Genomic DNA, 13,435 nt, shown 5'->3' on the forward strand with positions numbered 1-13,435 from the left:
CGGCGTTTCAGTCCTTGTCCATCGTCCGGTGCTTGCGCAACGTCCAGAACCAGATGCCGGCCAGCAGCACTGCCGCCACGCCCAGTTGCACCGCCCCGGCCCAGGGCACATCCTGCGCCACGCCGCTGCCCACGATCACCGCGACCACGCCCTGCGGCAGGAAACCGATGACGGAGCCGATGACGAAGGCGCGGTTGCGCACCTTGCTCAGCGCCAGCCCGAGGTTGATGATGCCGTTGCTCACCGGCAGCATGCGGATCAGCACGACCGAAGCCACGGTGGGCTTGGCATGCACGATGCGGCCGAAGAAGCGGTTCTTGCCGAAGCGCTCGGTCAGCCACTCGCGCCCGCCCCAGCGTGCCGCGCGGAAGGCGACGAAGGAGCCCAGCAGGCTTCCCAGCGTGGACCACAGCAGACCCTGCCAGAAACCGAAGGCAAATCCCGCCAGCGCACAGAACAGCAGGCGCGGCACGCCCACCATGATGAGAAAGCCGCTGAGCAGCACGAAGTAGAGCTCCGCGCGCAGGCCGCCGCCCTTGAACATGCCGGCCAGCGTGTTCCAGTCGCGCAGCTGCTGGCCGAGCGGGGTGAACTGGATCAGCGCGAACAGTACCACGCCAATGCCCACCAGCGTGAGCAGCTTGCGCGAGGTGTTGTGGGCAACCTGTTCCAGTTCCTCCGGAGGGACATCCTCCAGCGCCTCTTCCAGGGCTGATTCGTGTTCGTTGCGCATGAATGGCGCAGTTTACAGGCGGTTGGAGCGCACGGCGCGCGCCAGATACCAGCGCACGCCGAAGCAGTCGCGGATGCCGCGCCACAGGCGGTTGTGCACGCCGTACTTGGATACGCCCCGCATGCGCTCGCGGTGATTCACCGGGGTTTCGATCACGGTAAAGCCCTGGCCGCGCAGCAGCGTCGGCAGGAAGCGGTGCAGGCCGTTGAATACCGGCACTTCGCGCAAGGCGCTGCGTTTGGCTACGCGCACACCGCAGCCGCTGTCGCTCACCTTGTCGCCGGTGATCCAGTTGCGGTAGCCGTTGGCCACGCGCGAGGAGAACTTGCGCAGCCAGGTATCCTGGCGCTTGGCCCGCACGCCGGTGACGCAGTCCACGCCCTGTTTTTCGGCCAGCGCCAGCATGCCGGGCAGGTCAGCCGGATCGTTCTGGCCGTCGCCGTCTAGCGTGCCGACCCATTCGCCGCGCGCCGCCTGGAAGCCGCTGGCCACCGCCGCGCTCTGGCCGGCATTGACGCGGTGGAACACGCCGCGCACCGTCGGATATTGCGCCTCGAGCTGGCGGATCACGCTGGCCGTCTTGTCGGTGCTGGCGTCGTCCACCAGGATCAGCTCGTAGCCGCCGGGCAGGTCGCGCAGGGTGGCGATGACTTCTTCAGCCAGCGGAATGACGTTTTCCTCTTCGTTGTAGGAAGGAATCACGACGGACAAACGCACACCTGCGTGAGGCGCCGGGCTGGCGGTAACTTGGGTCATTGTGAGGGGGACGCTGCATGCGCCCATGCTTGAGACAAGATTAGAATTTTATGCCAGCGTCCGCCATCCGTCAGGACATGCGCCGGTTTCAACTTGCTACGGTGATGGCGGCTGGTATATTGCGCGTGCATCATGCTGCAATGCAGCAACACCGCGCCGCCGCGCCAAGTGGCAGCGTCTTCTGGAGAATCCGAATGTCCGACCCCGCGCGTTCCCTGGCGCCCTCCCGGCAACGCCTGCTGTGGCTGTCCCTGGCCTTGCTGGCCGTGCTCACGCTGGTCGCGGTGCTCAGCCGTCCGCTCACCCCGCTGGATGAAACCCGCTATGTGGGCGTGGCCTGGGAGATGTGGCTGCGCGGCGACTTTCTGGTGCCCTACAAGAACGGCGCGCCCTACGACCACAAGCCGCCGCTGATGATGTGGCTGTTCCAGCTCGGCTGGGCGCTGAGCGGAGGCGTGAATGAATGGTGGCCGCGGCTGGTATCGCCGCTGGCTTCAGCCGCCAGCCTCTTGCTGACCTGGGGCCTGGCACGCCGGCTGTGGCCGCAGCGCCCCGGGATTGCAGGGCCGGCCGTACTGATGCTGCTGGGCGGCATGCTGTGGATGATTTTTTCCACCATGGCCATGTTCGACATCCTGATGGCGTTGTGCACGCTGATCGGCATGCACGGCATCGTGATGGCGGCCGACGGGCAGGCGCGGCGCGGCTTTGCCGTGCTCGGGCTGGCCATTGGCCTGGGGGTGCTGGCGAAGGGGCCGGTGATCCTGCTGCAGGTGTTGCCCGCAGCACTGCTGGCGCCGTGGTGGAACCGCGGCCTGCGCTGGGGGCGCTGGCTGGGCGGCATTGGCTTGTCGATTCTGCTCGGTGCCGCCATTGCGCTGGCCTGGGCGATTCCGGCCGGCTACTCGGGCGGCGAGGAATACCGCAACGCGATTTTCTGGGGCCAGACGGCCAACCGCATGGTGGAATCGTTCGCGCACCGTCGCCCGATCTGGTGGTATCTGCCCTTGCTGCCGCTGATGCTGTTTCCGTGGTTCCTCTGGACGGGACTGTGGCGCGCCACCCTGCCCTATCTGCGCCAGCGGCTGGACCGTGGCGGGCGTTTCTGCATTGCCTGGAGCCTGCCGGTGCTGCTGGCGTTTTCCTTCATCAGCGGCAAGCAGCCGCATTATCTGATCCCGATTTTCCCGGCCTTTGCCCTGCTGACGGCGCGGGCGCTGGACGAGGTGGAACAGGCGCGCGGGCTGTGGCTGCCGGCGTTGCTCGTGTTTGTGCTGGGCGGCGTGATGCTGGCGCCCGAGAAGCTGGGTATCCACCTGGATGAAGCCACCGTGCTGGCCTGGCCCGGGGTGGCGCTGATGCTGGCGACGGTGCTGATCTATGCGCTGGGCCGCCGCAGCGCCAAGCCGCTGGTGCCGCTGGCCCTGCTGGGCGTGGCGCTGGCGAGTGCCATCCAGCTGGCGGTGCTGCGCCCGCAGTACGACTCCTACGACATGCACCCGGTCGCCCGTGCCGTGAAGCAGGTGCAGGATGCCGGTGGCCAGGTGGGGCACATGGGCTTCTATCACAACCAGTACCAGTTTGCCGGACGGCTGGAGCAGCCGCTGGTGCAGATCGAGGGGCTGGAAGCGGTGCGCAGCTGGGTGGCGGCGCACCCGCAGTCGCACATCGTGCTGTACACGCGCGACATGCACCAGCTCGATGGCGTGCCGGTGCTGGCGATCCAGCGCTACCGCGGCGGCAGCGCGGCGCTGATGACCACGGCGACGGCCCGGGCCTTTCTGGCGCGCCCGCAGGCCGCCGACGAACTGAAATGGTAAGGATTTATGATGTTTCACGGCACATGCCTGTGCCACCGAGTTTTCATCCTGCAACCTGACGCGCTCCTTCCATGAAAATCGCAATCGCCGGCACGGGCTACGTCGGCCTGTCCAACGCCATCCTGCTGGCCCAGCACAACGAAGTCGTCGCCCTGGATATCGTTCCCGCCAAGGTGGACATGATCAATGCGCACAAGTCGCCGATTGCCGATGCGGAAATCGAGGACTATCTCGCGCACAAGCGGCTCGATCTGCGTGCCACACTGGACCAGCGCGAGGCCTATGAAGGGGCGGATTACGTCATCATCGCCACGCCGACCGACTACGACCCGGACACCAGCTACTTTGACACGCGCTCGGTCGAGGCGGTCATCCGCGATGTACTGGCCATCAACCCGCAGGCCGTGATGGTGATCAAGTCCACCGTGCCGGTAGGCTATACCGAGCGCATGCGCGCCGAGATGCAGTGCGACAACCTGATCTTCTCGCCCGAGTTCCTGCGCGAGGGCAAGGCCCTGTACGACAACCTGCACCCTTCGCGCATCATCGTGGGCGAGCAGTCGGAGCGGGCGCGCGTATTTGCGCAACTGCTGCAGCAAGGGGCGTTGAAGCAGGACATTCCGGTGCTGTTCACCGGATCGACCGAGGCCGAGGCGGTCAAGCTGTTTTCCAACACCTATCTGGCCATGCGCGTGGCCTACTTCAACGAACTGGACAGCTACGCCGCCATCCACGGGCTGGACACGCGCCAGATCATCGAGGGCGTGGGGCTGGATCCGCGCATCGGCACGCACTACAACAACCCCTCGTTCGGCTACGGCGGTTACTGCCTGCCCAAGGACACCAAGCAGTTGCTGGCCAACTACCGCGAAGTGCCGCAAAACCTGATCCGCGCCATCGTCGATTCGAACACCACGCGCAAGGATTTCATCGCCGACGAGATCATCAACCTGCGCCCGCGCGTGGTCGGCGTGTTCCGCCTGATCATGAAGGCCGGATCGGACAACTTCCGCTCATCCAGCATCCAGGGCATCATGAAGCGCATCAAGGCCAAGGGCATCGAGGTGATCGTGTACGAGCCGGCGCTGACCGACGAGCACTTCTTCAATTCGCGGGTGGTCAATGATCTGGAAGCCTTCAAGCGCGAGGCGGACGTGATCATCGCCAACCGGCGCAGCCCGCAGCTGACGGATGTGAATCACAAGATCTACACGCGCGACCTGTTCGGGAACGACTGAGCAACACGCACCAAGTCGATAGAGCGGGGCCGCTGCTGCGGCCCCTTGAACCTTAAGCATTCCATCAGCGAACGCTAAGGCATTCCTAAGCTTGCGTGACGATGATAGAGGCATCGACAGCAATCGTGCTGCGACAAACTCCCGAAAAGGAACATCATCATGAAACGCAACACTTCCATCGCCGCCCTGATCGCTGCAGCCACCATCGCCACCGCAGGCGGATTTGCCTATGCAGGCCAGGACGGCAAGCGCGCCGGCGATCGCTACGACGAACTGCTCACCTCCAAAATTACGCTGCAGCATGCCATCGCTTCGGCGCAACTGCAGCACCCGGACGGCCGCGTGATCAAGGCCGAACTGGAGCAAGGCAAGGATGCGCCGTACTACGAGGTGGACGTGGTCACGCCCGACAAGAGCGTGGTCGAGGTGCGTGTCGATGCCACCGATGGCAAGGTGATTGCCAGCGACGTGCAGAACCGCGATGCCCGCAAGGACAGGCAGGAGCGCAAGGACGCCAAGGAACGCAAGGACACCAAGGAACGCAAGGACGTACAGGAACGCCAGGAAGCCAAGGAGCGCAAGGACGCCAGGGAGCGCTCCTGATCCCAACCGGCCGCTCGCGGATTTTTTCCGGAGCGGCCGCGCTCTGCACCGCCAAATCCCGCTCGCTGCCTCTAAGATAGCGTGATGAAGATTCTCGTCACCGGCTCGGCCGGATTCATTGGCGCGGCGCTCACGCAGCGCCTGCTGGCGCGTGGCGACAGCGTGGTCGGTATCGACAACCACAACGATTACTATGATCCGCGCCTGAAGGACGCCCGCCTGGCGCAGTTCGCCGATCATCCGGGCTATACGCACTACCGCATCGATCTGGCCGACCGCGCGGCGGTCGAGCAGGTGTTTGCCACGCACAAGCCGCAGCGCGTGGCCAATCTGGGCGCGCAAGCCGGTGTGCGCTACTCGATCGACAACCCGCTCGCCTATATCGACAGCAATGTGCTCGGTTTTGCCCACATTCTGGAGGGTTGCCGCAACCACGGTTGCGAGCATCTGGTGTATGCCAGCAGCTCCAGCGTGTACGGCGCCAACACGGACATGCCGTACTCGGTGCACCAGAGCGTGAACCACCCGCTCAGCCTGTACGCTGCCAGCAAGAAGTCGAACGAACTGATGGCGCATGTGTACAGCAACCTGTTCCAGATTCCGACCACCGGCCTGCGCTTCTTTACCGTGTATGGTCCCTGGGGCCGGCCGGACATGGCGCTGTTCAAGTTCACGCGCGCCATCCTGCAGGGCGAGCCGATCAAGGTATTCGGCTACGGACAGCACAAGCGCGACTTCACCTATATCGACGATATCGTCGAAGGCGTGATCCGCGTGCTGGATCGCCCTGCTCCACCCGATCCGGCCTGGGACAGCCGGAATCCCGACCCGGCCAGCAGCAGCGCGCCCTGGCGCGTGTACAACATCGGCAACAACCAGCCGGTGGTGCTGCTCGACTACATCGCCGCACTGGAGCAGGCGATCGGCAGGAAAGCCGAGATGGAATTGCTGCCGCCGCAACCCGGCGACCTGCACGACACCTTTGCCGATGTGAGCGAACTGGTGCAGGAATTTGACTATCAGCCCGCCACACCCGTCACTGAAGGGGTGCAGCGGTTTGTGGACTGGTATCGCGGGTTTTACGGCGCATAATCCCGTCATTGCCAAGCGCAATTGCATTAATCCCGCATGACAGGCGTGTGATTAATCACACATGGCCCACCCGGAATATTTCCATATCCGGATTAATGGCTTTCATGCGCCTTTAAATACACTTTGGCTTAATTGTTCCCAACCCGCATCCAGCGGGCTGGAGCGCCCTGCGTTTTTGTCAGGAAGCGCTCCTTTCCTGCTGCTAAAATACTTGTTAAAAATCACCTATCTTATTGATTTATATTAATAAATTTGATTTTAAACAGGCAAGCCACCTGTCAGGGTAATCCTTGATCCGACCGTTCGGATTTTGCCCGTAGACTGCATCACTTCAACGCAAGCGAAGCAGCCATGAGCGATATTATTCTCGAAGCCAGAAACCTGACCAAGGAATTCAAGGGATTCGTTGCCGTCAACAACGTCAATCTCAAGGTCCAGCGCGGCAATATCCACGTCCTGATCGGCCCCAATGGCGCCGGCAAGACCACCTGTTTCAACCTGCTCACCAAGTTTCTCAAGCCCACCTCCGGCCAGATCCTCTTCAACGGCAAGGACATCACCCATGACGAGCCCGCCACCATCGCCCGCAACGGCATCGTGCGCTCCTTCCAGATCTCCGCCGTCTTCCCCCACATGACCGTGCTGCAGAACGTGCGCCTGGGCATGCAGCGCAGGCTCGGCGCGTCCTTCCACTTCTGGCGCAGCGAGAAGATGCTCGACCAGCTCAACGCGCGCTGCATGCAGCTGCTCGCCGAGGTCAAGCTCGAGCAGTTCGCCAACGAGCTCGCCGTCAACCTGCCCTACGGCCGCAAGCGCGCCCTGGAGATCGCCGCCACCCTGGCCATGGAGCCCGAGCTCATGCTGCTTGACGAACCTACCCAGGGCATGGGCCACGAGGACGTGGGTCACGTCACCGACCTGATCAAGCAGGTCTCTGCCGGCCGCACCATCATGATGGTCGAGCACAACATGAAGGTGGTCTCCACCATCGCCGACACCATCACGGTGCTCTCGCATGGCGAGGTGCTCGCCGAGGGCAACTACGCCGAGGTGTCGCAGAACCCGCAGGTGATGGAGGCCTACATGGGCACCACGGCCACCGAACTGCAAGGAGCCCACTGATGCATGCCGTTCTCGAACCCCAGGCCACACAGGCGGCCAGCACCGGCACTCCGGTGCTGGAGATCAGCGATCTGCATACCTGGTATGGCGAATCCCACATCCTGCATGGCGTGAACCTCACCGTGAACAAGGGCGAGGTGGTGAGTCTGCTGGGCCGCAATGGCGCCGGGCGCACCACCACGCTGCGCGCCATCATGGGTATGGCCGGCAAGCGCCGCGGATCCATCAAGATCAATGGCGTGGAGACCATCCGCATGCCCACCTACCGCATCGCCCACATGGGCGTGGGCTATTGTCCGGAGGAGCGCGGCATCTTCGCCAGCCTGAGCTGCGAGGAGAACCTGTACCTGCCCCCGCGCGTGCGCAGCAAGCAGCCGCAGCCTCCGATGCATACCAAAGAGATCTACGAGATGTTCCCCAACCTGGAGCGGCGCAAGCACAGCCCGGGCACGCGCCTGTCCGGCGGCGAGCAGCAGATGCTGGCGGTGGCGCGCATCCTGCACACCGGCGCCAACCTGCTGCTGCTCGACGAGATCTCCGAGGGCCTGGCTCCCGTGATCGTGCAGGCGCTGGCGCGCATGATCACCATGCTCAAGGCCAAGGGCTACACCATCGTGATGGTGGAGCAGAACTTCCACTTTGCCGCGCCGCTGGCAGACCGGCTCTATGTGATGGAGCACGGCGAGATTGTCGAGCAGTTTGCGGCCAGCCAGCTGCAGGAGAAGATGCCGGTGCTCAACGAGCTGCTGGGCGTCTGAGTCCTTCCGATTCCTTTTACCCACACCCTTCCCTCTCGAGAAAAACCAGGAGACAAACGATGAAACTGAACAAAGCAGCAAGCCTGACCGCGGTGGCCGCTTCCGTGCTAATGCTGGTGGCCTGTGGCAAGCAGGGCAGCAGCTCGGCGCCTGCGGCCTCTGGCGCCAGCGGCGCCACCGCCGCTGCTCCTGCCGCTGGCGGTGGCGGTGACGTAATCCGCATCGGCTTTACCACCGACATGTCCGGCGTGTACTCCGACGTGGATGGCAAGGCTGGCGCCGAGGCGATCCAGATGGCCATCGACGACTTTGGCGGCTCGGTGCTGGGCAAGAAGGTCGAGCTGGTGAGCGCCGACCACCAGAACAAGGCCGACATCGCTGCCTCCAAGGCACGCGAGTGGCTGGACCAGCAGAACGTGCAGATGATGGTGGGCGGCACCAACTCCGCCACTGCCCTGGCCACGGCCAAGATCATGGCCGAGAAGAAAAAGCCCTACTTCGTCATCGGTGCCGGCTCTGCCCGCCTGACGAACGAGGACTGCACACCCTACAACGTCCACTACGCCTATGACACCGTGGCCCTGGCGCGCGTGGCGGGCAAGGCGCTGATCGAACGTGGCGACAAGAACTGGTACTTCCTGACTGCCGACTACGCCTTCGGCCACTCACTCGAAAAGGACACCACCACCATCGTCGAGGCTGGCGGTGGCAAGGTGCTGGGCTCGGTGAAGGTGCCGCTGGGCAACTCCGACTTCTCCTCCTTCCTGCTGCAGGCCAAGCAGTCCAAGGCCCAGGTGCTGGGTCTGGCCAACGCCGGCGGCGACTTCATCAACAGCGTGAAGGCCGCCAACGAATTCGGCCTATCCAAGGACATGAAGCTGGCCGGCCTGCTGGTGTTCATCAACGACGTGCACGCGCTGGGTCTGAAGGATGCGCAAGGCCTGCTGGCCACGACGAGCTGGTACTGGAACCAGGACGACGATTCCCGCAAGTTCGCCAAGCGCTTCTTCGAGAAGTTCAACCGCATGCCGAGCATGCTGCAGGCAGCCGATTACTCGGCCACCACCACCTGGCTGAATGCCGTAAAAGCGGCCGGCACCACCGATGGCGATGCCGTGATGAAGGTCATCAAGAGCACGCCGATCAACGACATGTTCGTCAAGGACGGCAAGGTGCGTGAGGACGGCCGTCTGGCGCAGACCATGTACCTGATGCAGGTGAAGAAGCCTGACGAGTCCAAGGAGCCCTGGGACTACTACCAGCAGGTGAAAGCCGTGCCGGGCGACCAGGCCTACACCCCGCTGTCCGAGTCCAAGTGCAGCTTCGTCAAGAAGTCCTGATGCCGTGAGGCAGTGGTTGCCCTCCCGGAGGGCAGCCACTGCCGGCGCAAGCCGTGACCGGCTTTTCATCACCTGTTACTCCTGAACCCCCATGGAAATCTTCGGCATCCCCCTTGCGGGCGTCATGAGCCAGTTGCTGATCGGTCTGGTCAACGGCTCCTTCTACGCCATGCTCAGCCTCGGGCTGGCTGTCATCTTCGGCCTGCTCAACGTCGTCAACTTCGCACACGGCGCCATGTTCATGCTCGGCGCCATGATCGCCTGGATGGGCGGCCAGTACCTCGGGCTGAGCTACTGGGTCATGCTCTTTCTCGCTCCCCTGGTCGTCTTCGCCATCGGCATCGTCATCGAGAAACTCTTCCTCAAGCACCTCTACAAGCTCGACCACCTCTACGGCCTGCTGCTCACCTTCGGCATCACCCTCGTCGTCGAAGGCCTGCTGCGCACCCAGTACGGCGTCTCCGGCCTGTCCTACAGCCCCCCGGAGCTGCTGCGCGGCTCCACCGATCTGGGCTTCATGGTCCTGCCCAACTACCGCGCGTGGGTCGTCTTCGCATCGCTCGCCGTCTGCCTGGGCACCTGGCTCATCATCGAGAAGACCAAGCTCGGCGCCCTGCTGCGCGCCGGCACCGAGAATCCCAAGCTGGTCGAAGCCTTCGGCATCAACGTACCCCGCATGGTCACCCTCACCTACGGCCTCGGTGTGGCCCTCGCTGCCGTCGCCGGCGTGCTCGCCGCCCCCGTGCTGCAGGTCAGCCCCCTGATGGGCTCCAACCTCATCATCGTCGTCTTTGCCGTCGTCGTCATCGGCGGCATGGGCTCCATCCTCGGCTCCATCGTCACCGGCCTGGCCCTGGGCGTGATCGAGGGCATGACCAAGGTGTTCTATCCCGAGGCGTCCACCACCGTGGTGTTCGTGATCATGGTGCTGGTGCTGATGTTCCGCCCCGCCGGACTGTTCGGCAAAGAGAAGTGACGCAAAGGGATCCAACAAAATGAACAAGACCATCGGTTACGCCATCCTTCTGCTGGCAGCACTGGCTGCACCCTTTGTGGTGTATCCCGTCTTCATGATGAAGCTGCTGTGCTTCATCCTGTTTGCCTGCGCCTTCAACCTGCTGCTGGGCTACACCGGCCTGCTCTCCTTCGGCCATGCCGCCTTCCTCGGCGGGGCCGGCTACATCACCGGCTGGGTCATGACCCAGGTGATTCCCGATCCGGTCATCGGCATTCTGGCAGGCACCGCCTTTGCCACCCTCATCGGGGTCATCATGGGCTACATCGCCATCCGCCGTCAGGGCATCTACTTCGCCATGATCACGCTGGCGCTGGCGCAGATGTTCTTCTTCATCGCGCTGCAGGCCAAGTTCACCGGCGGCGAAGATGGCCTGCAGGGCGTGCCGCGCGGCATGATCGCCGGCATCCTCGACCTGGGCAATGACTTCGTGATGTACTACGTGGTGCTGGCCATCGTGGTGGCCGCCTTCCTGCTGATCTACCGCACGGTGCATTCGCCCTACGGGCAGATCCTCACGGCCATCAAGGAGAACGAGCCGCGCACCATCTCGCTAGGCTATGACGTGGACCGCTTCAAGCTGCTGGCCTTTACCCTGTCTGCGGCACTGGCCGGTCTGGCCGGTGCGACCAAGACGGTGGTGCTGGGCTTTGCCACGCTCACCGATGTGCACTGGTCGATGTCGGGTCTGGTGATCCTGATGACGCTGATTGGCGGCATGGGGACCTTGCTGGGTCCGGTGGTGGGGGCCACCATCGTGGTGATTCTGGAGAACCGCCTTGGCAACATCGGGCACTTCCTGGCCAGCCTGACCGGGGTGAACTGGTTCAACAGCCTGGGCGAGCAGGTCAACCTGGTGATCGGATTCATCTTCGTCATCTGCGTGATGCTGTTCCGCCGTGGCATCGTCGGGGAGTACATCGCACTCGCACAAAGATTCAAAAAGCGTCCCGCCTAACCCCTTGAGTCGATGCAAAACCCCGCCCAGGCGGGGTTTTTTCAATTGGAAACGCCGTTTGCCCCTCCGCGCACGGCCACAAACAGCCCCAGCCGTGACCCCTATCGTTTTCCCTGATCTCCTCGTTTTGAGCCAAAGCCGATATTTGTATTTTTGTATAAATATTAGGCAAAAAATCCGGAATAACCCGCGTTTTATCAGCATTTCCGGACAAGCCCATCCGAGCACATCAAGGAAAACCCCGATTCGCTATGCAAATTCGCAACTGAACAATGCAAATGACTCCATCGGGATGCAGATACGCTGTTTCAGAATGGTGACAGAGTCAAGCAGCAGACACATTTTGAACCTGGCTTGTACTCAAGAAGCATGACACCTTGCCCCGCTTCCGGAACACCAGAGCATTCCCACCCCTTCTTCGGAGACATCATGAGCACCATCATCGGCCACTACATTGCAGGCGAAATCCACGTCCCTCAGGGCGGACGCACGGGTCCTATCTTCAACCCATCCACCGGTGAGGAAATTGCGCGCTGTGCCTATGGTGATCAGGCGACGATGGATCAGGCTGTCCAGGCTGCCACCGAGGCAGCCCGCAAGTGGTCGCAGACCTCCCACGCCACCCGCATCGCCGTGATGTACAAGCTGCGCGAACTGATGATTGCAGCCACTGACGAGCTGGCAGAGGTGATCGGCCGCGAACACGGCAAGACCATCGCTGATGCCAAGGGTGAAATCGGCCGTGCCATCGAAGGCATCGAGTTTGCGACCAACGAGCCCCATGTGACCAAAGGCGAATTCTCCGTCAATGTCGGTGGCGGCATCGATGTTTTCTCCATGCGCGTACCGGTTGGCGTGGTTGGCTGCATCACCCCGTTCAACTTCCCGATCATGGTGCCCATGGTCATGATGGGCATGGCCATTGCAGTCGGCAACGCCATTGTCTGGAAACCGTCCGAAAAAGTGCCTGGCGCAGCCATGATCCTGGCCCGCCTGCTGAAGGAAGCCGGTCTGCCCGAAGGCGTGTTCAACATCGTGCATGGCGACAAGGTCGTCGTGGATGCCCTGCTGGAGCACCCCGGCATTGCCGCCGTCAGCTTCGTCGGCTCGACCGGCGTGGGCGAGTATGTGTACCAGAAAGGCACTGCGAACAACAAGCGCGTGGCTTCCTTCACCGGTGGCAAGAACCACATGGTGGTGATGCCCGACGCCGATCTGGATGCAGCTGCCGGCGCCTTCGTTTCTGCCGGCTTCGGCTCTGCCAGCCAGCGCTGCATGGCCGTCTCGCTGCTGCTGCCGGTGGGCGAGCAGACCGCCGTCAAGCTGCGTGAACTGGTGATCGAGAAAATCAAGGCGCTGCATGTCGGCCCCTACAACGACCCCAAGGCCGATTTTGGCGCCGTTATTTCCGCCCAGTCCAAGGCCGCCGTGGAAAAAGCCATCGCCGAGGCGATCGACGCCGGCGCCGAGCTGGTGATGGACGGCCGCGGCATCCGGATTCCCGGCCATGACAACGGTTACTACATCGGCCCCACGCTGTTCGACCATGTCACCATGGACATGACTTTCTACAAGGAAGAAATCTTTGGCCCGGCACGCGGCATCATGCGCGCCGCCACGCTGGACGAAGCCATCGCCATCACCAACGCCCACGATTACGGCAACGGTTCCGTGATTTTCACGCGCGACGGCAAGTCGGCGCACCGCTTCATGTCGGAAGTCGAGGCCGGCATGATCGGCGTCAACGTACCGGTGCCACTGCCGGTTTCCTATTTCAACTTTGGCGGACTGCGCCGCTCGAAATTCGGTGACGGCCATCTGTATGGCCCGGATGCAGCGCGCTTCTACACCAAGTTCAAGACCGTCTCCCAGCGCTGGCCGGATGCTGCTGCAGCCCCTGCTGCTGTCTCGCTGGCATTCAACCCGGTTTCCGACAAGTCCTGAGCGGCGTACCGCCTGATCCGCGAAGGCGAGCCCCCTCGCCTTCGCTTCAACACACA

The 13,435-nt window shown here is 62.9% G+C and carries 12 protein-coding genes; 10 read left to right on the plus strand and 2 right to left on the minus strand.

Features of this window, described 5'->3' with window-relative positions; genetic code table 11:
* Positions 1-7: 7 nt before the first annotated feature.
* Positions 8-733 carry a TVP38/TMEM64 family protein gene (locus KKQ75_RS06240; protein WP_213361048.1) on the minus strand — a complete coding sequence of 242 codons (726 nt, stop codon included), beginning with the start codon at positions 731-733 and terminating at the stop codon, positions 8-10.
* Positions 734-745: 12 nt separating this feature from the next.
* The gene (locus KKQ75_RS06245; protein WP_213361049.1) at positions 746-1,489 is read right to left on the minus strand and encodes a glycosyltransferase family 2 protein; all 744 of its coding nucleotides are present in this window, start codon (positions 1,487-1,489) and stop codon (positions 746-748) included.
* Between the two features lie 194 nt (positions 1,490-1,683).
* Between KKQ75_RS06245 and KKQ75_RS06250 the strand changes: the two genes are divergently transcribed.
* The 10 genes from KKQ75_RS06250 (at position 1,684) to KKQ75_RS06295 (ending at position 13,379) form a co-directional block, all read left to right on the plus strand.
* Positions 1,684-3,309 carry an ArnT family glycosyltransferase gene (locus tag KKQ75_RS06250; protein WP_213361050.1) on the plus strand — a complete coding sequence of 542 codons (1,626 nt, stop codon included), beginning with the start codon at positions 1,684-1,686 and terminating at the stop codon, positions 3,307-3,309.
* 71 nt (positions 3,310-3,380) lie between these two features.
* Positions 3,381-4,547, plus strand: a complete 1,167-nt coding sequence (locus KKQ75_RS06255) for a nucleotide sugar dehydrogenase (protein WP_213361051.1) — start codon at positions 3,381-3,383, stop codon at positions 4,545-4,547.
* A gap of 159 nt (positions 4,548-4,706) precedes the next feature.
* On the plus strand, positions 4,707-5,150 hold the full coding sequence (locus KKQ75_RS06260) for a PepSY domain-containing protein (RefSeq protein ID WP_213361052.1): 444 nt from the start codon (positions 4,707-4,709) through the stop codon (positions 5,148-5,150).
* Between the two features lie 84 nt (positions 5,151-5,234).
* Positions 5,235-6,242, plus strand: coding sequence for an NAD-dependent epimerase (locus KKQ75_RS06265; RefSeq protein ID WP_213361053.1), 1,008 nt, complete (start codon positions 5,235-5,237; stop codon positions 6,240-6,242).
* Positions 6,243-6,593: 351 nt separating this feature from the next.
* Positions 6,594-7,364: an ABC transporter ATP-binding protein gene (locus KKQ75_RS06270; protein WP_213361055.1), complete on the plus strand. Its 771-nt coding sequence runs from the start codon at positions 6,594-6,596 to the stop codon at positions 7,362-7,364.
* Complete coding sequence (locus KKQ75_RS06275; protein WP_213361057.1) at positions 7,364-8,122, plus strand: ABC transporter ATP-binding protein; 759 nt, start codon at positions 7,364-7,366, stop codon at positions 8,120-8,122. The genes KKQ75_RS06270 and KKQ75_RS06275 overlap by 1 nt, the downstream gene beginning before the upstream one ends.
* 110 nt (positions 8,123-8,232) lie before the next feature.
* Positions 8,233-9,462 (plus strand): ABC transporter substrate-binding protein, encoded by a 1,230-nt coding sequence (locus KKQ75_RS06280; protein ID WP_434087730.1) that lies wholly within the window; start codon positions 8,233-8,235, stop codon positions 9,460-9,462.
* A 91-nt stretch (positions 9,463-9,553) separates the two neighbouring features.
* The gene (locus KKQ75_RS06285) at positions 9,554-10,438 is read left to right on the plus strand and encodes a branched-chain amino acid ABC transporter permease (RefSeq protein WP_213361061.1); all 885 of its coding nucleotides are present in this window, start codon (positions 9,554-9,556) and stop codon (positions 10,436-10,438) included.
* 19 nt (positions 10,439-10,457) lie between these two features.
* Positions 10,458-11,435 carry a branched-chain amino acid ABC transporter permease gene (locus tag KKQ75_RS06290; protein ID WP_213361062.1) on the plus strand — a complete coding sequence of 326 codons (978 nt, stop codon included), beginning with the start codon at positions 10,458-10,460 and terminating at the stop codon, positions 11,433-11,435.
* A gap of 429 nt (positions 11,436-11,864) precedes the next feature.
* Positions 11,865-13,379, plus strand: a complete 1,515-nt coding sequence (locus KKQ75_RS06295) for a CoA-acylating methylmalonate-semialdehyde dehydrogenase (protein WP_213361063.1) — start codon at positions 11,865-11,867, stop codon at positions 13,377-13,379.
* Positions 13,380-13,435: the final 56 nt, after the last annotated feature.

Origin of the sequence: Brachymonas denitrificans (assembly GCF_907163135.1) — a bacterium.
GTDB classification, from domain to species: Bacteria; Pseudomonadota; Gammaproteobacteria; order Burkholderiales; family Burkholderiaceae_C; genus Brachymonas; species Brachymonas denitrificans_A.